Consider the following 20349-nt stretch of genomic DNA (forward strand, 5'->3'; position numbering starts at 1 on the left):
TTTGAAAAACACTGCTTTTTACATAGCATCGAGATATTTGCTGTCGAAAAAAGGCAGTACTGCGGTAACTTTTATTACTTGGCTTTCCGCGTGCGCAATGATGGTTGCAGTAGCATCAATGTTTATTATTATTTCTGTTTTTTCTGGTCTAGAACTTTTAAATCAAGATTTAATTTCAAATCTTCACGCAGATCTTACAATAACAAGTAAAGTGGGGAAAACCTTACCTGATGTACCAAGTTTAACAAAAAAATTAAAAGCCAATCAAAACATTGCTCATTTCTCTAAAGTGATAGATGAAAAAGTCTATATCGATTTTAATGATGTCGGTGAAATTGGTTATTTACGCGGTGTAGATTCTGCATATACATTCGTAAATCCAATAAATAAAAGTATTTTCTACGGAACTTATCCAAGCTTTAAATACAGTAATGAAGTTTTAATGGAAAACGAACTGAATAATCGTTTAGGAATTCCCGTTGGTTCCAACAATAGTACTGCCACACTTTTAATGCCAAAACCTGGAGTGGGAATGATTAGCAAAGAAGCGGATATTTTTAATAAAAAAGATGTTTATGTTACTGGAATTTTTCCTGGGAATGATCAACTAAATAATTATATTATTTCTCCATTAGAATTAGCGCAACAACTTTTAAATTTGCCAAAAACCTCTGCCTATAGCATTGTGATTAAATTAAAAAATCCTGCAAATGCCGATTTAATCAAAAGTGAACTTCAAAATTCTTTGGGAAAAGATATTATTATTAAAACTCAAAAAGAAGAAAATGCTGCTTTTTGGAAAATGATTAATACTGAAAAATTTTTTATTTATTTAATATTTGCACTCGTCATTTTCATCACTACTTTCAATTTAGCAGGTGCAATTATTATTCTACAATTAGATAAAAAAGAACAAGCAAAATCATTAATTTCTTTAGGTTTTCCATTAAAAAGTTTACGAATGGTTTATTTTTATACAGGGTTTTTAATCGTTTTATTTGGAATAATTGCAGGTTTAATTCTGGGAACTTTGGTTTCTTATTTACAAATAGAAACTGGACTTTTTAAAGCCAGTGCAACTCTCCCTTTTCCGGTAAAAATAGTGGGTGAAAATTATTTTATCGTCACATTAATTGCAGCGTTCTTCGGTATTCTCGTTTCTTTTATTTTTTCAAAGATTAATAAAAAAAATATTAATAATACTTAAAAAAGTTGATTTTCATTTTCAATTATTTTTTCTTTTTCGAAGACAAAACTGCTCAAATGTTAAATGTTATAATTAAATAACTCCAATTCATATTTAATTTTTAACTTTATCGCCCAAAAAAAATATTCAATAAATGAAAAAATTATTTACTTTATTTTCTCTTACTATCTTATTAAGTTTTGTTACAGCACAAGTCCCAGCTGGCTATTATGATGGAACAACAGGATTAACAGGCGCTGCTCTTAAAACAAAATTAAGCCAAATTATTACTAACGGAGCGAAAGATAATGGTTACGGTGGGCTTTATAATGGTTATCCTACAACAGATGTTGATCATTATTATGAAAATGACGGTTCTGTTTTAGATATGTATTCTGAAAATCCCAAAGGATCTGATCCTTATAATTTTCAACACGGACAGAAAAAATGTGGAAATTACAGCCAAGAAGGAGACTGTTATAATAGAGAACACGTGGTGCCACAAAGTTTGTTTAATTCTGCTTCTCCTATGGTTTCAGATATAAATTTTATAAGACCAACTGACGGCAAAGTAAATGGAATGCGTAGTAATTATCCGTATGGTGCAGTAACAAACCCGTCCTTTACTTCAAAAAACGGAACTAAAGTTGGACCAAGTTCTTCTCCAAATTATACAGGAACAGTTTGTGAACCAATTGATGAATTTAAAGGAGATATTGCAAGAATGATTTTTTATTTCGTAACAAGATATGAATCTAAACTTTCAGGATTTTCTAGTGGAAATATGTTAGGAAATACAACTTATCCAGGTTTAACTTCGTGGGAGAAAGACGTTTTATTAAGTTGGGCAGCTCAAGACCCCGTTTCACCTAGTGAAATAGAAAGAAATAATGCAGCCTATGTTTTTCAAAAAAACAGAAACCCTTTTATTGATCATCCAGAATGGGTTCAACAAATCTGGGGAACACAAGTTGTGGATAATATTGCGCCTTCAACTCCTACAAATTTAGCAGTAACTTCCACAAATACAGCTTCTGTAAATTTAACTTGGACAGCGTCAACAGACAACATTGCAGTTTCTTATTATAAAATTTTCGCAAATGATGTATTCAAAAATAATTCATCTACAAACTCAGCTACAGTTTCAGGACTACATCAAGGAACAAATTATAATTTTTATGTCATAGCAGTAGATGCTGCAGGGAATCTTTCACCTCAAAGTAATGTAGCATCTACAACTACTTTAGTTGATAATGTTGCACCTTCTGCTCCAACCAATTTATCTGTTGTAAATGTTGGAACTAATAATATTTCTTTGCAATGGACTGCCTCAACAGACAATGTTGAAGTGACTTCTTATGATATTTATGCAAATGGAGTTTTGATGGGAACAACAAATACAACTTCAACCAATATCGCAAATTTAGACCCACAAACTTCTTATACTTTATATGTGGTTGCAAAAGATGCAGCTGAAAATGTTTCTTCCCAAAGTAATTCTGTGAATGCAACAACTTTAGCAATAGGAACTAATTGTGGAAACGAAAATTTTGAAACAATTCCTGCAAGTTCTTCCACTTATTCTACCTATAATTGGACAAGTAATGGTATTTCTTGGACTTCAGTAGATTCTAGAACAGATTTAAATATAAATGGAAGAGCAATAACTATACGAAATGGATCTTTAACGGCATTATCTGCACCAAATGGAATTGGTGACTTAACTGTTACAACACAGTTAAATTATTCTGGAACTGCAGGTACTTTAAAAATCTTTGTAAATGATAATGATACAGGATTAACAATTCCTTATAGTGCAAGTGTTACAACAACTCAAGTAAAAGGAATAAATATTTCTGGTCCTGTAGATATAAGTTTAGTTAACAGCAGTACATCAAACAGAGTTGCAATTGATGACATGATGTGGACTTGCTATACAACTGTTTCAACTAATGAAGTAGATAAAAACAAAAATAATCTAACAATTTATCCAAATCCTATTAAAAATAAAGAATTAAATGTAAGTGGTGAAAATTTATCAACAATTGAAAATGTCCAAATTTTCGATTTTACTGGAAAACTTGTTCAAACATTAACTAATCCTTTTAAAAATTCTAATAAAATAATTTTAAAAAACTTATCAAAAGGAGTTTACATTTTAAAAGCAGGAACAAAAACCACCAAATTTATTGTAGAATAAATTGAATTTTATCTAAAAAATTATAAAGACCGGTTCTATTATCGGTCTTTTTTTTATTTTTGAAGTATGAATGAAAAACAAGTTTTTGGTTTAATTGGAAAAAATATTTCCTACTCATTTTCTAAAAAATATTTTACAGATAAATTTAGCAAACTTCATTTATCTGAAAATAAATATGAAATTTTTGACCTAAACGAGATTAAAGAAGTTGAAAAATTATTTCAAAATCCAGAAGTAAAAGGTTTAAATGTAACCATTCCTTACAAAGAAAAAATTATAGATTTCTTAGATGAAATAAGTGAAGAAGCCAAAATAATTGGCGCTGTAAATTGTATTAAAATTAAAGACAATAAAAAAATTGGTTTTAACACCGATGCTTTCGGATTTGAAAAAACGCTTTTGCTCCACTTAAAAGATTTCCACAAAAACGCATTAATTTTAGGAAATGGAGGTGCTGCAAAAGCAGTAAAATATGTTTTGAACAAATTTAATATTCCATTTAAAATTATAGCTAGAAATTCTGATTTAAACTTTGAAAATTTATCTAAAGAAATTGTTGAAAATCATCAATTAATAATTCAATGTACACCGGTTGGAACTTTTCCCAATGAAGAAAAGTGTATTAAATTTCCTTTCGAAGGACTTTCAGAAAAGCATTTGGTAATTGATTTAATTTACAATCCAACCTACACAAAATTTTTAATAAATGCAGCTAATTTCAATGCAAAAACTTTAAACGGTTATTATATGTTAGAACAGCAAGCAGAAAAAGCATGGGAAATTTGGAAATCTAACTAGAATTCTTCTACTTTAATGGAAATATTTTAATAAATTTATTTTTTTTTATAAAAACGGTGTTATTTTAACCAAAAAGATTTGCTATGACAACAGAAAATAATATTTCTGACAACAACGAAAAGGATTTAAAACCTCTAAAAGAAAATGAGATTCTGGCTACAGAAAACGAAAATTCTACAACTGAAATTGAATCTTCAGAGAATAGTTCAAAAGTTTCTGAACCAGAATCATTAGTTTCTAAAGAAAACGAAACTGAAAAATTGGAAGCTGAAATTTCAGAAGAAACTGAAACTTTAGAATCGTCAGATTTAAAGAAAATTAGTGACGAAAAGCAGTTTCCAAAAGATGAAGAAATTAAATCTAAAGAAATCGTATCAAATGAAAATGAGAAAAACTCAACAGTTGAAGAAAATGATGAAGATGAAAAATCAAAAAAAGATGAAATAGTTTCTCTCCCAAAACTTTTAGATATGATGGAGAAAATAATCAATTCTAAAGACGGCGAAACACACTATAAAGAATTCAATCATTTAAAAGAAAAAGTTCATACACTTATAAATTCAGAATCTGAAGTTGCGAAAAGAGAATTACCTGAAGATGAGCAAGCAAATTATCATCATCCTATTTCTTCTAGATTTAACGGAATTCTCAATATTTATAGAGAACAACAAAACGAGTATCACAAAAAAATAGAACTTGAGCAAGCTGAAAATTTAAAAAACCGCCAATCCATTATTGATCGTTTAAAAAATTTATACACCAATTCTGAAGTCGGAACAAATCTTTTTAAATCTATTCGAGAAATTAAAGAAGATTGGGGAAATGCGGGACAAGTGGCGAAAAATGAGTTTAAATTATTAAATAATAATTACTTTTTCCATCTCACTCAGTTTTACGAAATGCTCGATATGAACAAAGAGTTTTTAGTGCAAGAATATGAGCATAATCTGGAAAAAAGACAAAATATTATTGCACGTGCGAAAGAACTTTTAGACGAGAAATCTGTACAAAAAGCGCTTAATGAACTTCAATATTTACACAAACTTTGGAAGGAAGAAGCCGTTCCGGTTGCAGAAGAATTCAGAGAAACAACTTGGTTAGAATTCAAGGAATTATCTAATAAAATACATGACAGAAAAACAGAACTTTTTTCACAAATTGATGCAGAACAAGCTGAAAATTTAATTAAAAAGAATGAAATTATTTCTAAAATGAAAGCGCTTGTCTCACCAGAAAAAGAAGGAAATCATAATTATTGGCAACAATCTATTAAGAAAATTGAGGATTTGCGCACAGAATTTTTAAAATTAGGAAGCGTTCCTAAAAAAGAATCAAATCACAATTGGAGTGAATTTAAAGAAATCCTTCGCCAATTTAATTCAAAAAAGAACGATTTCTACAAAGGTTTAAAAAATTCCCAACAAGATAATTTAGATAAAAAACTAAGTCTCATACAGACTGCAACTGATAATATGAATAGTGAAGATTGGGAAACGGCCGTTCCACTTTTTAAAAATTTGCAGAATGAGTGGAAAAAAATCGGGCATGTTCCTAGAAGTCAAGCTGATAAAATTTGGACAGAGTTTCGGGCTGCATGTAATACTTTTTTTGAGAATTTTCGTCAGAAAAATGATGTTGCATCAGACAATTGGAAAGAAAATCTGAAACAGAAAAATCAAATTTTAGCCGAATTAAAAACCATTTCGGATGAAAAAGGTAGTGTAGAAAAAATAGAGGAGTTAAAAAACAACTGGAATAAAGTTGGAAAAGTTCCACGTGAAAATCTAGGAATAAATACAGAATTCAATAAAATTTTAAAAGAAAAATTAAAATTAAATAAAATTAATGAGTTTGATTTAAAAGAAGAAGGTCTTACAGAATCTCAACTTTCTGATAAAGCCAGAAAAATTAAAAACCAAATTTCTGATACTGAATCTGAAATAGTAAAAATGGAAAACAATCTTGGTTTCTTCGCAGATTCTTCTCGAAATAACCCTTTATTAAAGGAAACCTATCTAAAAATTGATGAGAAAAAAGTGCAATTAGAAAGTCTAAAAGCAACTTTACATCAAATTATTAGTGGCGAATAAACTTGATAAAATGAATAAATTTTTAGCGTTTTTCTGTTTAATTATGGGATTGAGTTTAAGCGCTCAAACTGTAAAAGATTTCTTAAATATTCCAGGTCCTTTGGAAATCGATGGAACAGAATTTTTGCTAGATTGGAGCAAACAATCATCTGCAACACTTTATCTTCAACAATATTTACCTCGGGATGAAGAAATATCAAATTTCAATCAGCTCATAAATATTTCCTATTTTGATAAAGATATAGATTTAGATGAGGCAGTTCGGCAAAAAGTAGAAAGTTTCCAAAACCGTGAAAAAACTGATAAATATTCTAAAGTTCAAGTTACAGAAAGTCCAGACGGAACAGAATATATTGTAGATGGAATTTTAACTGAAACACCGAAAACAGGAAGTCCATACGCAGAATACGGAATTTACAGATTTAAAAAAATTACAAATGGCAACAAAAAATATTTTTTAATTTTCTCTTATATCAAAAGAAATTACAGTGATTTGCGTGGCGGTGTAAAATCATTAGAAAAGCAACGTAATAAATTAATGGAACTAATTATTGATTTTCAAATTCCTGCAATTTCACTTGGAGCAAATGCAGCAGAAAAGAAATAAATTCATTTAATATTAAAAAATTAAGAAAAGTTTTTTTGATTATCTATCACATAAAATCTCAAATGATTTTCTCGGACTTTAACTTTTGTTGAACTTTAATTAGTAATTATTCAAGCTTAAAATTCCCAAAATTTTATTTCTTTTCGGTTAAAAAAAATTATGTCAGACGAATTTTACATGCAACGTTGCATAGAATTAGCAAAAAAAGCATTAGGAAAAACTTATCCAAATCCTTTAGTAGGAGCAGTTATTGTTTATAATAAGAAAATTATTGGCGAAGGTTTTCATCATAAAGCAGGAGAAAATCATGCGGAAATTAATGCTATAAATTCTGTAAAAAACAAATCACTTCTCCCCGATTCTACCATTTATGTTTCTTTAGAACCTTGTTCTCATTTTGGAAAAACGCCACCTTGTGCTTTAAAATTAAAAGAAGTTGGTTTTAAAAAAGTCGTAATTGGTGCGATGGATTCTCATGAAAAAGTAAACGGAGAAGGAAAAAAAATTTTAGAAGATTCAGGAATTGAAGTTGTTTCAGGAGTTTTAGAAAAAGAATGTAAAGAATTAAATAAAAGATTCTTCACTTTCCACACCAAAAAAAGACCTTTTATTATTTTAAAATGGGCACAATCTGGCGATGGATTTTTAGATAAAGATTTCCGGCCAACTGCAATCGGAAACAGTTTGAGTAAACAACGCGTTCATCAATCAAGAGCAGATGAACACGCCATTTTAATCGGTACAAATACGGCTTTAAATGATAATCCAAGTTTAACAACCCGTGAAGTAAAAGGCAGAAATCCAATAAGAATTTTGCTTGATTTTAATTTGAAAGTTCCTTCAGATTTTAATATTTTTAATTCTGAAGCAGAAACCATAGTTTTCAATTCTATTAAAGAAGAAACTAATGGAAATATTAAATACATCAAAATTCAGAAAGAAAATTTTCTAAATTATTTGATGGCGAAATTGTATGAATTACAAATTCAATCGGTGATTGTAGAAGGTGGAAGTTTTACTTTACAACAATTTATAAATGAAAATCTTTGGGACGAATGCGTAATTATAAAAAATGAAAATCTCAGTTTAAATAATGGAACTTTAGCGCCAAAATTCTCTGAAATTCCTTTTAAAACAGAAAAGTTGAGAGATAATTTAGTTTTATTTTATCGGAATTTTTGAATTTAATTTCTAATTTAATTACTTTCAGATTTTTGTCATTCCGTAGGAATCTAAACTGTTGAGATTCCTACGGAATGACAAAATTATACTTATTTTTATGAATATTAAATCATTAATTTAATGAGTGTTTTCTCTTTTAAAACCATAAAAAAACCAATAAGTGAAATCCTTTTAAAAGAAAAAGGAAGCAAATTTATTGGCTTTGCAAGTCCAATTTCAAGTGAAGAAGATTTCAAAAATTATTTAGCAGAAATTAAAAAAACACATCCAAAAGCAACGCATCATTGTTACGCTTTTAGAATTGGAATTGACGGAGAAAATCACAGAGCAAATGACGATGGAGAACCAAATGGAAGTGCAGGTTTACCCATTTTCAACCAAATATTAGCAAAAGAATTAACCAATATTTGTGTAGTTGTCGTTCGATATTATGGCGGAACAAAATTGGGCGTTTCAGGTTTGGTAAAAGCCTATAAAAATTGTGCGCAAGAAACTTTAGACTTAGCTGAATTCATTACCAAAGATTTGACAATTTTAATAGAAATTAATTTTAAATTTTCTGTACAAAACAGTATTTTTTCTTTAATTAATAAATATGAAGGAAAAATTTTAGAATTTATAACAGCAGGAAACTGCACCATAAAAGCCGAAATAAAATCTGTGGATTTTGAAAAATTTATAGAGAACTTAGCAGAAATTCATGAAGTTAATTTTGAAATTTTGGAAGATTAAAATAGATTATTTACTTCGTACCGCTCTGAATGACAGCGAAATTGTCATTCTGAACGAAATGCAAAGTAGCGAAATGAATTGAAGAGTCTCTTTAATAAAAAAGACACAGATTCTTCGCTCCACTACGTTTCGCTCAGAATGACAGAAATTATAATTTGAACTTTAGGAATCGTTAATTTCAACTTTAAAAAAGCAAAACTTTTGTAACTTTTGTGGTTAAAAAATTAATTTCTCCTTCCACCATTTAACAGGGAAGCGAAATATAAAAGTTGTGCTAAAGAACCGATTGCTGCAACAACATAAGTTCTCGCCGCCCATTTTAAAGCATCTTTTGCGCCATCTTGTTCTTGTCTCGTTACAGTTCCAGATTTTTCCAGCCAAATTAAAGCACGATTACTCGCATCATATTCTACCGGCAAAGTTATAAATGCAAAAACTGTAGTGATTGCGAAAAGAATTACGCCAATTGTTAGAAGCGTTTTATTTCCACTCGAAGCCATTACTAAAATCCCTGCAATTAAAATAAAATTTAAAAGTTTCGAACTCACATTTACTAAAGGAACCATTGTTGAGCGGAGTTTCAAAGCGGCGTAACCAACTTTATGTTGTACAGCATGACCGCATTCATGAGCTGCAACTGCTGCAGAAGCAGCATTTCTTTGCATATAAACTTCTTCCGAAAGATTTACTGTTTTGTCTAAAGGATTGTAATGATCAGTCAATTGTCCAGGAACAGAAGTAACTTGAACGTCATTAATTCCATTGTCGTGCAACATTTTTTCTGCAATTTCTTTTCCCGACATTCCGTTCTGCAAATGCATTTGAGAATAGAATGCAAACTTAGATTTCAGGCGGTTTTGCACAATGAAACTAATTAAAAAAATCGCACCTAAAATCAAGTAATATCCACTCATTATCTTCTTTTTTTTCAAAATTCAATTTAATTAGAAGTAAAAAGTATGCCAAAACTTTTATTTAAAATATTTAATTTTATCTTTGTTTTTCTTAATAAAATTAAATGTCAATTCTAACTATAATTGAAGTAAACTCCGCAGATTTATTGAAAAAATTCGTAAAATTCCCGATGGAACTTTATATGAATAATTCATGTTTTGTGCCACCATTAATAAATGATGAACTTAAAGTTTGGGATCCAAAACACAACGCTGCTTTTGCTTATTGTGATTCTAAAAAATATTTAGCTTTAAAAGATGGAAGAATTGTAGGAAGAATTGCAGTTATATTTAATAAAAAAGAAGCGGAAGAACTAGGAATATCTAAAATCCGTTTCGGTTGGTTGGATTTCATTGATGACATTGAAGTTTCTAAAGCTTTAATAAATAAAGCGGTAGAATTCGCAAAAGAAAAAAATATTTCAAAAATTGAAGGTCCGATGGGATTTACAAACCTTGATAAATCGGGAATGTTAACAAAGGGTTTTGATAAATTAGCTACAATGATTGGATTGTATAACTTTTCATATTATCCAAAGCATTTGGAAAAATTAGGTTTAGTTAAAGAAAAAGAATGGGTAGAATTTGAAATGAGATTTCCCGAGATTTTATCTGAAAAGGTGGAAAAATTTAGCCGATTGATTAAACAGAAATATAAATTAAATGTTATTCAATTTAAAAGTAAAGAAGACATAAAACCTTTTATAGATCCAATGTTTAAGCTTTTAGATCAAACTTATAATTCTCTTTCAACCTACACGCCAATTACTAAAGAGCAAATTGCAACTTATAAAGAAAAATATTTTCCATTTATAGATAAAAATTATATCATTTGTGTAGAAGATGAAAATCATGATCTTGTGGCTTTCGCTGTCACAATGCCTTCTTACAGCAAAGCTTTACAAAAAGCCAACGGAAAATTGTTTCCTTTCGGATGGTATTATTTACTTCAAGCGAGCAAAAAAAATGATAGTGCCAATTTTTATTTAATTGGAATACAACCAGAATATCAAAGACGTGGTGTAACTGCAATTATTTTTAAAGAAATATATGAACGTTTTACAAAAATGGGAATTACTTATGCGGAAACAAACCCAGAATTAGAAGAAAACAAAAGCGTTCAAGTTTTGTGGCAAGATTATAATCCGGTTAATCATAAGCGCAGAAGAACCTATTCAAAAGAAATTTAAATGAAAAAACAGCTTATCATTTACGGTATTTTAATAATTATTTTTCTAGTTTATAATTTCTTTTTTAAAGTTGCAGATGAAAAAACAAATACCGCAATTAACATTTTAATTGCAAGTATTATTTTTGGGTATATTGCTTATTTGGCTTTTACGATTTTAAAAAAAATGAATCAAAACAAGTAATTTTTAATCATTATAAATTATTTTAATTGTGTTATTAAATTTAACATTTTAGCCTCCAATATTTCATCTTCTCTACTTTATTCATTAAATTTGCAAATTAAGAACCTTGCAAAATGAATTTACCAGAAAATTATATTCCTATTTTAATTCAAGCCGCTGTCGCAATTGGCTTCGTTGCAATCTCAATTCTTGGCGCACATTATTTGGGTCCAAATTTGAAGGGAAAAAATAAAGATAAAAATTTTGAGTGCGGTGTGGAAAATGAAGGCAATGCAAGAACACCATTTTCTGTAAAGTACTTTTTAACCGCTATTTTATTTGTGCTTTTTGACATTGAAATCGTATTTTTTTATCCTTATGCAGTAAATTTTAGAGAATTTGGTTTTGAAGGTTTCATTGCAGTTCTAATGTTTGTAGGTGTTTTCTTTTTGGGCTTTTTTTATGTTTTGAAAAGAGGCGCTTTAGATTGGGACAAATAATTAAAATAACAGAAAATGTCAGATAATAAACCTATTATAAGAACAGACGCGCCCGCTCCTCCAGGACATGCAGGCGAAGGTTTTTTCGCAACTAATTTAAGTAGTCTCGTGGGAATGGCTCGCGCAAATTCACTTTGGCCTCTACCTTTTGCAACATCTTGCTGTGGAATTGAATTTATGGCGATGATGATGCCTACTTATGATTTAGCACGTTTTGGTGGAGAAAGAATGTCTTTTTCTCCGAGACAAGCCGATGTACTTTTAGTTTGTGGAACCATTGCTAAAAAATTAGGCCCAATTTTAAAAGAAGTTTATACCCAAATGGCAGAACCGAAATGGGTAATTGCAGTTGGAGCTTGTGCAAGTTCAGGTGGTATTTTTGACACTTATTCTGTACTTCAAGGAATTGATAAAATAATTCCTGTAGATGTTTATGTTCCCGGTTGTCCACCAAGACCAGAGCAAATTTTAGAAGGATTTATGCAAGTTCAAGCTTTAGCAGAAAGTGAAAGTTCTAGAAGAAGAGATTCTGAAGAATACAAACATTTACTAGAATCTTACGATATAAATTAATGGATATGACGAATGAATTTGTGCTAGAAGCCATTACAAGAGAATTTCCAGAGTCTGTTTTAAACTCATCCGAACCTTATGGATTTTTAACGGTTGAAGTAAAAAAACAAGATATTAAAAAGATAGTTCATTATCTGCAAGAATCAACATTAGGAATTAACTTTCTTACTGATATTTGCGGAATTCATTATCCAGAATTTCAAGAAAAAGAATTAGGTGTGATTTATCATTTGCATAATATGCAAACTAATTTTAGAATTCGTCTTAAAGTATTTATGTCTCGTGAGAAAAACGAAGTCGATAGTTTAACAGAACTTTATTCTGGAGCAAATTGGATGGAACGGGAAACATTTGATTTTTATGGAATTAAATTTAAAGGACATCCAGATCTTAGAGTTATTTTAAATGATCCAGGTTTAGGTTATCATCCGATGTTGAAAGAATATAAATTAGAAGATGGAACCAGAACCGATAAAGATGATAAAATGTTCGGTAGATAAATTGCTTAAAGTTTAAAGCAAATCAAAATTATGAAAGACAACGAATTATCAAATATATTAAATCAGTACGAATCTAAAGAGCAGATTGACGGACAGTTATATACGCTCAATTTAGGTCCAACTCATCCTGCAACACACGGAATTTTTCAAAACATTCTTACAATGGATGGTGAAAGAATTTTGCACGATGAACAAACTGTAGGTTATATTCACCGTGCTTTTGAAAAAATTTCTGAAAGAAGAAATTTCACACAAATCACTACTCTTACAGATAGAATGAACTATTGTTCTGCGCCCATAAATAATATTGGATGGCACATGACAGTAGAAAAACTAATTGGTTGCAAAACGCCGAAACGCGTAGATTATATGAGAATCATAATGATGGAACTCGCAAGAATAACCGATCATTTGGTTTGTAATGGTGTTATTGGTGTAGATTCAGGAGCTTTAACAGGATTTACATACGTTTTCCAAGATCGTGAAAGAATCTATGAAATGTATGAAGAAATTTGTGGCGCGAGAATGACCACAAATATGGGGAGAATTGGTGGTTTTGAAAGAGATTTTAGTCCAAGATTTCACGAGTTAATTAAAGATTTTATTAAAACTTTTCCTAAAAGATTTGGTGAGTTTGTAACCTTAATGGAAAGAAATAGAATTTTTATGGACAGAACCATCGGAGCTGGAGCAATTTCTGCAGAACGTGCTTTAAATTATGGTTTTACAGGTCCCAATTTGCGCGCAACTGGAGTTGATTATGATGTAAGAGTTGCACAACCTTATTCTTCTTATGATGATTTTGATTTTACGATTCCCATCGGAACTGCAGGAGATACTTATGACCGTTTTATGGTTCGTCAACAAGAAGTTTGGGAAAGTTTAAAATTAATAAAAAACGCCTACGAAAATTTACCGGAAGGAAATTTTCATGCAGATGTTCCAAATTTTTATTTGCCAGAAAAAGCAGATGTTTACACTAAAATGGAAGCTTTAATTTACCACTTTAAAATCGTAATGGCAGAAACTGAAATACCGAAAGGTGAAGTTTACCATTGTGTAGAAGGAGGAAATGGAGAATTAGGTTTTTATTTGGTAAGTGATGGCGGAAGAACGCCTTATAGATTGCATTTTAGAAGACCGTGCTTTATTTATTATCAAGCTTATCCCGAAATGGTAACTGGCTCAATGATTTCTGATGCGGTGGTAACTTTAAGTTCGCTGAATGTAATTGCAGGTGAATTAGATGCATAATAAATTTTAATAAAAAAAATTGATAAGATTTTTAGAAAGTGATTTTCATCTAAAATCCAAAATCTAAAATCTAAAATCTTTAAATATGAGCGAAATAGTTTTTAAACCTGAAACTTTAGAGAAAGTTCAGACCATTATAAAAAGATATCCGGAAGGGAAAAGTAAATCTGCTTTAATCCCAGTTTTACATTTAGCACAAACTGAATTAGGAGGTTGGTTAAGCGTTCCTGTGATGGATTATGTTGCAGAAGTTTTAAATCTTCTTCCAATTGAAGTTTATGAAGTCGCAACATTTTACAGTATGTTTAATATGAAACCTGTAGGGAAATACGTGTTGGAAGTTTGCAGAACAGGACCTTGTATGTTAAATGGAAGTGAAAAAATATTAGATCACATTAGAACAACTTTAAATATAAAAGACGGTGAAACGAGTGCAGATGGTTTATTCACATTAAAACCTGCAGAATGTCTCGGTGCATGCGGGTACGCACCAATGATGCAATTAGGCAAATTTTACCATGAACATTTAACAATAGAAAAAGTAGATGAAATTCTCCAACTTTGTAGAGAAGGACAATTGGCTTTAGATTAATAAAATAAAAAATGAGTAAAAAACTTTTACTTAAAGATGCACATATAGAAGGTATTCGCTATTTTGAAACCTACCGAAAACACGGTGGTTATGAAGCAGTTGAAAAAGCGTTCAAAATGACGCCAGAAGAAATTGTGGAAGAAGTAAAAACTTCCGGACTTCGTGGTCGTGGTGGTGCAGGATTTCCTACAGGTTTAAAATGGAGTTTTCTAGCAAAACCAGACGGCATTCCCAGACATTTGGTTGTAAACGCAGATGAATCTGAACCTGGAACTTTCAAAGACCGTTATTTAATGGAATTTTTACCACATCTTTTAATTGAAGGAATGGTAATTTCCTCTTTTGCTTTAGGCGCAAATGATTCTTATATTTATATCCGTGGCGAATATGCTTGGATTACAGATATTTTAGAAGAAGCTATTGATGAGGCTAAAAAAGCAGGATTTTTAGGAAAAAATATTTTAAATTCTGGTTACGATTTAGAAATTTATGTTCATCGTGGAGCGGGAGCTTATATTTGTGGTGAAGAAACTGCACTTTTAGAATCTCTCGAAGGAAAACGTGGAAATCCCAGATTAAAACCACCATTTCCTGCAGTAAAAGGTGCGTGGGAAAGACCAACTGTGGTAAATAATGTTGAAACTATTGCAGCAGTTGTTCCAATTATTAATATTACTGGCGCAGAATATGCGAAAATTGGAGTAGGTAAATCAACTGGGACAAAATTAATTTCTGCTTGTGGAAATATTAATAAACCCGGCGTTTATGAAATTGATATGACCATTTCTGTAAAAGATTTTATTTATTCTGACGAATATTGTGGCGGAATTCCAAATGGAAAAAGATTGAAAGCTTGTATTCCGGGTGGAAGTTCAGTTCCAATTATACCAGCAAATTTATTATTAAAAACAATCAATGGTGAAGATAGAATAATGAATTATGAATCTTTATCAGACGGTGGTTTCGCTACAGGTTCGATGATGGGTTCTGGTGGATTTATAGTTTTAGACGAAGACCAATCTGTAGTAAAACACACGATGACTTTGGCGAGATTCTACAACCACGAAAGTTGCGGACAATGTACTCCATGTAGAGAAGGAACTGGTTGGATGTATCGAATTTTCAAAAAAATATTGAGCGGAGAAGGTGAAATGAAAGATATCGATTTATTGTGGGACGTTCAAAGAAAAATTGAAGGAAATACAATTTGTCCACTTGGTGATGCTGCAGCGTGGCCAGTTGCCGCGGCAATCAGACATTTTAGAGATGAGTTTGAATGGTGGATTGATAATCCCGAAGCAATGACGGGAAATTATGGTTTGGCAAATTATGCAGATCCAATTCCAACACCAGAAATTCAAAATATTAAATAAAGTTGAAAAGTAAAATATTATTTTTAGCAGTAATTTTATTTTCAATTTTAAGTTTGAAAGCACAAACTCAACCTTTTCAGAAAGGGAGTATGATTGTTTTCTTCGGTTGGAATAGAAGTGCATTTACCAATTCTGATATTCATTTTAAAGGAAATGGTTATGATTTTCAATTAAATAATGTAGTTGCACATGATAGACCTTCACCTTTTGGGTGGGATTATGTAAATCCAAAATGGTTTACTGTGGTGCAATATGATGTAAGAATTGGCTATTTTTTAAAAGATAATTTAGCCATAGTTTTAGGAATAGATCACATGAAATATGTAATGGATCAAGATCAAATTGTAGATTTTAATGGAAATATTTCTGATCCAAAATATGCCGCTTATGTACAAAATGGAAAAGTGAATTTAGCCGATGCAAATTTCCTTACTTTTGAGCATACAGATGGACTTAATTATGAAAATTTAGGTTTAGAAAAATATAAAAGTTTAATTAATAAAGAAAAAATAGATTTAGTTTGGTCTTATGGAGCCGGAATCGGCGTTATGTTTCCAAAAAGTAATGTGAAATTATTTGGAAATGAAAGAAGCGACCGTTTTCACGTTGCAGGAATGGGAATCGATTTAAGAAGTAGTCTAAATTTTATTTATAATAAACATTGGATGTTGAGATTAGAAGCAAAAGCGGGATATATAAATATGTGGGATATAAAAACCACATTAAATAATAAACCAGATTATGCGCAACAAGATTTTGTTTTCGGACAAATTCTAGCGGGAGTTGGATATACATTCAGAACGAAGAAAAATTTATAAATCATATTGCCAATTGGCAAAATAAAAAATATGAGCGAAGAAATTAAAAAATTTAAAGTAACCATTGATGGGCAAACTACAGAAGTTGCGCCCGGAACTACAATTATGAATGCCGCACGGCAAATCGGTGGTCGTTCAGTTCCACCTGCAATGTGTTATTATTCTTCTTTGGAAACAAGCGGTGGAAGATGCAGAACTTGTTTAGTAGAAGTGAGCAAAGGCTCTGATAAAGATTCAAGACCAATGCCAAAATTGGTTGCAAGTTGTAGAACTGAAGTGATGGACGGAATGGAAGTGAAAAACTTAACTTCTCCTAAAACACAAGAAGCAAGACACGCCGTTACAGAATTTTTATTAATAAATCACCCTTTAGATTGTCCAATATGTGACCAAGCCGGAGAATGTCATTTGCAAGATTTAAGTTACGAACACGGCGTAGAATCTACAAGAACAGATTTTGAACGCAGAACTTTTGAGCCAGAAGATATCGGTCCTTACATTAAATTAAATATGAACCGTTGCATTTTGTGTGCGCGTTGCGTTTTAGTGGCGAACCAATTAACAGAAGAAAGAGAACATGGCATTTTATTTAGAGGAGAACATGCAGAAATTTCTACTTATTTAAATAAAGCTTTGGAAAATGATTTTATCGGAAACGTAATTGATGTTTGTCCAGTTGGAGCTTTAACTGACAGAACTTCAAGATTTATGAGCCGCGTTTGGTTTACAAAACCGATGGATGCACATTGCGATTGCGATAAATGTTCTGGGAAAGCCGTAGTTTGGTTAAAAGGTGATGAAGTAATTAGAGTGACTGCAAGAAAAGACCAATATGATGAAATCACCAGAGAAGATTATATTTGTAACACTTGTAGATTTGGTAGAAAAAATGCAAAAGATTGGGTAATTGAAGGTCCACGTCACATCGATAGACATTCTGTGATTTCACTAAATCATTATCAAAAACCAACCAATGAATTGCGTTTATTAGACAATCCAGATGCAAAAGAAATAAGTAGAAAAGATGACGCAAAAGAATCTTATTTAATAGAAAATTCTGACGCGAAAGAAATTAGTAAAAAAGACGAAATATAAAAGATGGAGCAATTAACTTTTAAATTAATTCTGGTATTTTGCTTGTTTTTACTTGCATTAACTGTTGCAGCCTATTCCACTTGGGCTGAAAGAAAAGTTGCATCTATAATGCAAGATAGAATTGGACCAAACAGAGCCGGACCTTTCGGTTTATTACAACCAATTGCAGATGGTGGGAAATTTTTCTTTAAAGAAGATTTTACTCCAGCAAATGCTGAGAAATTTTTATTTATAATTGGTCCGTCTTTAGTGATGTTTATTTCATTAATTACAGGTGCAGTAATTCCTTGGGGAAAATCTTTAAATTTTGGTGGAGAAAGTTATTCACTTCAAGTGGCAAATATTGATGTCGGCGTTTTATATTTAATAGGAATGGTTTCCATCGGCGTTTACGGAATCATGATTGGAGGATGGGCTTCAAATAATAAATATTCTTTAATCGGTGCAATTCGTGCTTCTTCTCAGATGATTTCTTATGAACTCGCAATGGGTTTATCTTTACTTGCAATTATTATGATGTCTGGAAGTTTAGATTTAAAAGTAATAACTGAAACACAAGGAACGGGAAAACTTTGGGGCGTAATTCCTTGGGTTTCTGGTTTTAATTGGAATGTTTTTTATCAACCAGTCGCTTTTGTCATTTTTTTTGTTGCAGCAATGGCGGAATGTAACAGACATCCTTTTGATTTAGCAGAATGTGAATCTGAATTAATTAATGGCTATCACACAGAATATTCTTCAATGAAATTGGGACTTTACATGTTCGGAGAATATGTGAATATGTTTATTTCAAATGCATTACTTGTTACTTTATTTTTGGGTGGTTATAATTTCCCAGGAATTCATTGGGTTTCTGTACATTGGGGAGAAAACGCCGCTGGAATTTTATCAATCCTTGCATTTTTATTAAAAACTTTTACAGGAATTTTCATATTTATGTGGGTTCGATGGACTTTACCAAGATTTAGATATGATCAATTAATGCATCTTGGTTGGAAAAAATTTATACCAATTGCATTAGTAAATTTAGTTTTAACAGGTGCGGTAATTTTAGCTTTTGAATATTTTTTTAAATAATTAAAAAGAAAAATTTAAATTAATTTAATATTGGTAAATTGTTACTTCGGTAAAATGTTACACTAAATAAATAAAATGAAACTTACAAATAGGTCAAAAGTTGTCTCAAACAAAAAGATGACACTGCTCGAAAAGATGTATTTTCCGGAGATATTTAAAGGAATGGCGATTACTTTAAAACATGCGGGGAAAACAGTTTTCAGCGGTTCTCAAACCATTCAATATCCAGAGCAAGTGAAACCTCGCGCAAAAGTTTGGCGCGGACTTCACGTTTTAAAACTAGACGAAGAAGGAAGAGAACGTTGCACAGCTTGCGGTTTATGCGCAGTTGCGTGTCCTGCAGAAGCCATTACAATGACGGCCGGAGAAAGAACAAAAGAGCAAAAAGATCTTTACAGAGAAGAAAAATTTGCTGAAGTTTATGAAATCAATATGTTGCGTTGTATTTTCTGTGGGATGTGTGAAGAAGCTTGTCCAAAGTCTGCGATTTATTTAACTGATAGATTGGTAGATGTAGAAACCAACCGTGGTTCCTTTATTTACGGTAAAGATAAATTAGTAGAAACAATGGATGCAAGAATTGATGTTTCAGAGAGACAATCTGAAGAACAAAAAAAATTAGTTTAAAAAAATGGAGCAAATTCTTTTCTTTTTAGTTGCTTTCATCGCGTGTTTAAGCGCGATATATTTCGTGTTTGGTAAAAATCCGCTTTACAGTATTTTATCATTAATTGTTACTTTTTTCTCTATCGCAGGATTATATATATTGCTTAATGCACAGTTTTTAGGCATTGTTCAAATTATAGTTTACGCCGGAGCAATTATGGTTTTATTTCTTTATATTTTAATGATGCTAAATTTAAACGAAGGTGATGAAACTAAAAAACCAGGTTTAGGTAAATACATTGCTGTTTTTTCTGCTGGTATTTTATTCATCGGAATGCTCGGTGCGTACAAAGGAATGACAATGAATCATGTTGCAGGAAGTAATATAAATCCATCCGCAGGTTTAACAAAAGAATTAGGAAGATTATTATTTAACGAATATGTTTTGCCATTTGAACTCGCTTCAATACTCATTTTAGCAGGAATCGTGGGTGCAGTTTTAATTGGTAAAAAAGATATATAAATTATGGGAGAAACCAATACTTTTATACAAAGTGTGCCTTTAGAATATTTTATAATTCTCTGTACATTTTTGTTTTGTTTAGGCGTTTTAGGCGTTTTAGTTCGTAGAAATGCAATTATAATTTTGGGTTGTGTAGAATTAATGTTAAATTCTGTAAATCTTTTATTAGCTTCATTTTCCAGTTATAAAGGCGACGGAAATGGGCAAATTTTGGTATTTTTTATAATGGTAGTTGCAGCGGCGGAAGTTGCAGTTGGTTTAGCAATTATTGCAATGATGTATCGGAATTCCAAATCGGTGGATATTAGTATTTTTAATAAATTAAGAGGTTAAGAAAA

At 31.1% G+C, this 20349-nt stretch carries 22 protein-coding genes; 21 read left to right on the plus strand and 1 reads right to left on the minus strand.

What is annotated here, in order from left to right:
- Position 1 precedes the first annotated feature (1 nt).
- The 7 genes from ACN0WB_RS05225 (at position 2) to ACN0WB_RS05255 (ending at position 8795) form a co-directional block, all read left to right on the plus strand.
- A complete protein-coding gene (locus ACN0WB_RS05225) occupies positions 2-1207 on the plus strand; it encodes an ABC transporter permease (protein ID WP_417429539.1) in 1206 nt (401 codons plus the stop codon).
- A gap of 133 nt (positions 1208-1340) precedes the next feature.
- Entirely contained in the window at positions 1341-3386 is a 2046-nt protein-coding gene (locus ACN0WB_RS05230; RefSeq protein ID WP_417429541.1) for an endonuclease, read from the plus strand.
- A 66-nt stretch (positions 3387-3452) separates the two neighbouring features.
- Positions 3453-4184, plus strand: a complete 732-nt coding sequence (locus tag ACN0WB_RS05235; protein WP_417429546.1) for a shikimate dehydrogenase family protein — start codon at positions 3453-3455, stop codon at positions 4182-4184.
- An 83-nt stretch (positions 4185-4267) separates the two neighbouring features.
- On the plus strand, positions 4268-6274 hold the full coding sequence (locus tag ACN0WB_RS05240) for a DUF349 domain-containing protein (protein ID WP_417429548.1): 2007 nt from the start codon (positions 4268-4270) through the stop codon (positions 6272-6274).
- Positions 6275-6284: 10 nt separating this feature from the next.
- Positions 6285-6881: a hypothetical protein gene (locus ACN0WB_RS05245; protein WP_417429550.1), complete on the plus strand. Its 597-nt coding sequence runs from the start codon at positions 6285-6287 to the stop codon at positions 6879-6881.
- Between the two features lie 159 nt (positions 6882-7040).
- Entirely contained in the window at positions 7041-8063 is a 1023-nt protein-coding gene (gene ribD / locus ACN0WB_RS05250; RefSeq protein ID WP_417429552.1) for a bifunctional diaminohydroxyphosphoribosylaminopyrimidine deaminase/5-amino-6-(5-phosphoribosylamino)uracil reductase RibD, read from the plus strand.
- A 120-nt stretch (positions 8064-8183) separates the two neighbouring features.
- A complete protein-coding gene (locus ACN0WB_RS05255) occupies positions 8184-8795 on the plus strand; it encodes an IMPACT family protein (protein WP_417429554.1) in 612 nt (203 codons plus the stop codon).
- Between the two features lie 224 nt (positions 8796-9019).
- Here ACN0WB_RS05255 and ACN0WB_RS05260 read toward each other — a convergent pair whose 3' ends face one another.
- Positions 9020-9709 (minus strand): zinc metallopeptidase, encoded by a 690-nt coding sequence (locus tag ACN0WB_RS05260; RefSeq protein WP_417429556.1) that lies wholly within the window; start codon positions 9707-9709, stop codon positions 9020-9022.
- Between the two features lie 104 nt (positions 9710-9813).
- Here ACN0WB_RS05260 and ACN0WB_RS05265 point away from each other — a divergent pair, with 104 nt between their 5' ends.
- The 14 genes from ACN0WB_RS05265 (at position 9814) to nuoK (ending at position 20344) form a co-directional block, all read left to right on the plus strand.
- Positions 9814-10938 (plus strand): GTP cyclohydrolase, encoded by a 1125-nt coding sequence (locus ACN0WB_RS05265; protein WP_417429558.1) that lies wholly within the window; start codon positions 9814-9816, stop codon positions 10936-10938.
- Positions 10939-11121, plus strand: a complete 183-nt coding sequence (locus ACN0WB_RS05270; protein ID WP_417429560.1) for a hypothetical protein — start codon at positions 10939-10941, stop codon at positions 11119-11121.
- 113 nt (positions 11122-11234) lie between these two features.
- Positions 11235-11600: an NADH-quinone oxidoreductase subunit A gene (locus tag ACN0WB_RS05275; RefSeq protein WP_417429562.1), complete on the plus strand. Its 366-nt coding sequence runs from the start codon at positions 11235-11237 to the stop codon at positions 11598-11600.
- Positions 11601-11615: 15 nt separating this feature from the next.
- Positions 11616-12173, plus strand: a complete 558-nt coding sequence (locus ACN0WB_RS05280; protein WP_417429564.1) for an NADH-quinone oxidoreductase subunit B — start codon at positions 11616-11618, stop codon at positions 12171-12173.
- 5 nt (positions 12174-12178) lie between these two features.
- Positions 12179-12673 carry an NADH-quinone oxidoreductase subunit C gene (locus ACN0WB_RS05285; protein ID WP_417429566.1) on the plus strand — a complete coding sequence of 165 codons (495 nt, stop codon included), beginning with the start codon at positions 12179-12181 and terminating at the stop codon, positions 12671-12673.
- Positions 12674-12703: 30 nt separating this feature from the next.
- Positions 12704-13927 carry an NADH-quinone oxidoreductase subunit D gene (locus ACN0WB_RS05290; protein WP_417429568.1) on the plus strand — a complete coding sequence of 408 codons (1224 nt, stop codon included), beginning with the start codon at positions 12704-12706 and terminating at the stop codon, positions 13925-13927.
- An 85-nt stretch (positions 13928-14012) separates the two neighbouring features.
- The gene (gene nuoE, locus ACN0WB_RS05295; protein WP_417429570.1) at positions 14013-14519 is read left to right on the plus strand and encodes an NADH-quinone oxidoreductase subunit NuoE; all 507 of its coding nucleotides are present in this window, start codon (positions 14013-14015) and stop codon (positions 14517-14519) included.
- 11 nt (positions 14520-14530) lie between these two features.
- Entirely contained in the window at positions 14531-15892 is a 1362-nt protein-coding gene (nuoF, locus tag ACN0WB_RS05300) for an NADH-quinone oxidoreductase subunit NuoF (RefSeq protein WP_417429572.1), read from the plus strand.
- A 2-nt stretch (positions 15893-15894) separates the two neighbouring features.
- Complete coding sequence (locus ACN0WB_RS05305; protein WP_417429574.1) at positions 15895-16710, plus strand: hypothetical protein; 816 nt, start codon at positions 15895-15897, stop codon at positions 16708-16710.
- Positions 16711-16740: 30 nt separating this feature from the next.
- On the plus strand, positions 16741-17805 hold the full coding sequence (locus ACN0WB_RS05310) for a 2Fe-2S iron-sulfur cluster-binding protein (RefSeq protein ID WP_417429576.1): 1065 nt from the start codon (positions 16741-16743) through the stop codon (positions 17803-17805).
- A 3-nt stretch (positions 17806-17808) separates the two neighbouring features.
- A complete protein-coding gene (gene nuoH, locus ACN0WB_RS05315; protein ID WP_417429578.1) occupies positions 17809-18882 on the plus strand; it encodes an NADH-quinone oxidoreductase subunit NuoH in 1074 nt (357 codons plus the stop codon).
- Positions 18883-18957: 75 nt separating this feature from the next.
- On the plus strand, positions 18958-19509 hold the full coding sequence (locus tag ACN0WB_RS05320; protein ID WP_417429580.1) for a NuoI/complex I 23 kDa subunit family protein: 552 nt from the start codon (positions 18958-18960) through the stop codon (positions 19507-19509).
- 4 nt (positions 19510-19513) lie between these two features.
- On the plus strand, positions 19514-20011 hold the full coding sequence (locus ACN0WB_RS05325) for an NADH-quinone oxidoreductase subunit J (RefSeq protein ID WP_417429582.1): 498 nt from the start codon (positions 19514-19516) through the stop codon (positions 20009-20011).
- 3 nt (positions 20012-20014) lie between these two features.
- Entirely contained in the window at positions 20015-20344 is a 330-nt protein-coding gene (nuoK, locus tag ACN0WB_RS05330; RefSeq protein WP_417429584.1) for an NADH-quinone oxidoreductase subunit NuoK, read from the plus strand.
- The last annotated feature ends 5 nt before the right edge of the window (positions 20345-20349 follow it).

The sequence above is a fragment of the Halpernia sp. genome (assembly GCF_048269545.1).
Classification (GTDB): Bacteria; Bacteroidota; Bacteroidia; order Flavobacteriales; family Weeksellaceae; genus Halpernia.

Coding starts and splice junctions, on each gene's coding strand:
- ACN0WB_RS05230 (WP_417429541.1), top strand. CDS start 1,341: ATGAAAAAATTATTTACTTTATTTTCTCTTACTATCTTATTAAGTTTT.
- ACN0WB_RS05235 (WP_417429546.1), top strand. CDS start 3,453: ATGAATGAAAAACAAGTTTTTGGTTTAATTGGAAAAAATATTTCCTAC.
- ACN0WB_RS05240 (WP_417429548.1), top strand. CDS start 4,268: ATGACAACAGAAAATAATATTTCTGACAACAACGAAAAGGATTTAAAA.
- ACN0WB_RS05245 (WP_417429550.1), top strand. CDS start 6,285: ATGAATAAATTTTTAGCGTTTTTCTGTTTAATTATGGGATTGAGTTTA.
- ribD (WP_417429552.1), top strand. CDS start 7,041: ATGTCAGACGAATTTTACATGCAACGTTGCATAGAATTAGCAAAAAAA.
- ACN0WB_RS05255 (WP_417429554.1), top strand. CDS start 8,184: ATGAGTGTTTTCTCTTTTAAAACCATAAAAAAACCAATAAGTGAAATC.
- ACN0WB_RS05260 (WP_417429556.1), bottom strand. CDS start 9,709: ATGAGTGGATATTACTTGATTTTAGGTGCGATTTTTTTAATTAGTTTC.
- ACN0WB_RS05265 (WP_417429558.1), top strand. CDS start 9,814: ATGTCAATTCTAACTATAATTGAAGTAAACTCCGCAGATTTATTGAAA.
- ACN0WB_RS05270 (WP_417429560.1), top strand. CDS start 10,939: ATGAAAAAACAGCTTATCATTTACGGTATTTTAATAATTATTTTTCTA.
- ACN0WB_RS05275 (WP_417429562.1), top strand. CDS start 11,235: ATGAATTTACCAGAAAATTATATTCCTATTTTAATTCAAGCCGCTGTC.
- ACN0WB_RS05280 (WP_417429564.1), top strand. CDS start 11,616: ATGTCAGATAATAAACCTATTATAAGAACAGACGCGCCCGCTCCTCCA.
- ACN0WB_RS05285 (WP_417429566.1), top strand. CDS start 12,179: ATGACGAATGAATTTGTGCTAGAAGCCATTACAAGAGAATTTCCAGAG.
- ACN0WB_RS05290 (WP_417429568.1), top strand. CDS start 12,704: ATGAAAGACAACGAATTATCAAATATATTAAATCAGTACGAATCTAAA.
- nuoE (WP_417429570.1), top strand. CDS start 14,013: ATGAGCGAAATAGTTTTTAAACCTGAAACTTTAGAGAAAGTTCAGACC.
- nuoF (WP_417429572.1), top strand. CDS start 14,531: ATGAGTAAAAAACTTTTACTTAAAGATGCACATATAGAAGGTATTCGC.
- ACN0WB_RS05310 (WP_417429576.1), top strand. CDS start 16,741: ATGAGCGAAGAAATTAAAAAATTTAAAGTAACCATTGATGGGCAAACT.
- nuoH (WP_417429578.1), top strand. CDS start 17,809: ATGGAGCAATTAACTTTTAAATTAATTCTGGTATTTTGCTTGTTTTTA.
- ACN0WB_RS05320 (WP_417429580.1), top strand. CDS start 18,958: ATGAAACTTACAAATAGGTCAAAAGTTGTCTCAAACAAAAAGATGACA.
- ACN0WB_RS05325 (WP_417429582.1), top strand. CDS start 19,514: ATGGAGCAAATTCTTTTCTTTTTAGTTGCTTTCATCGCGTGTTTAAGC.
- nuoK (WP_417429584.1), top strand. CDS start 20,015: ATGGGAGAAACCAATACTTTTATACAAAGTGTGCCTTTAGAATATTTT.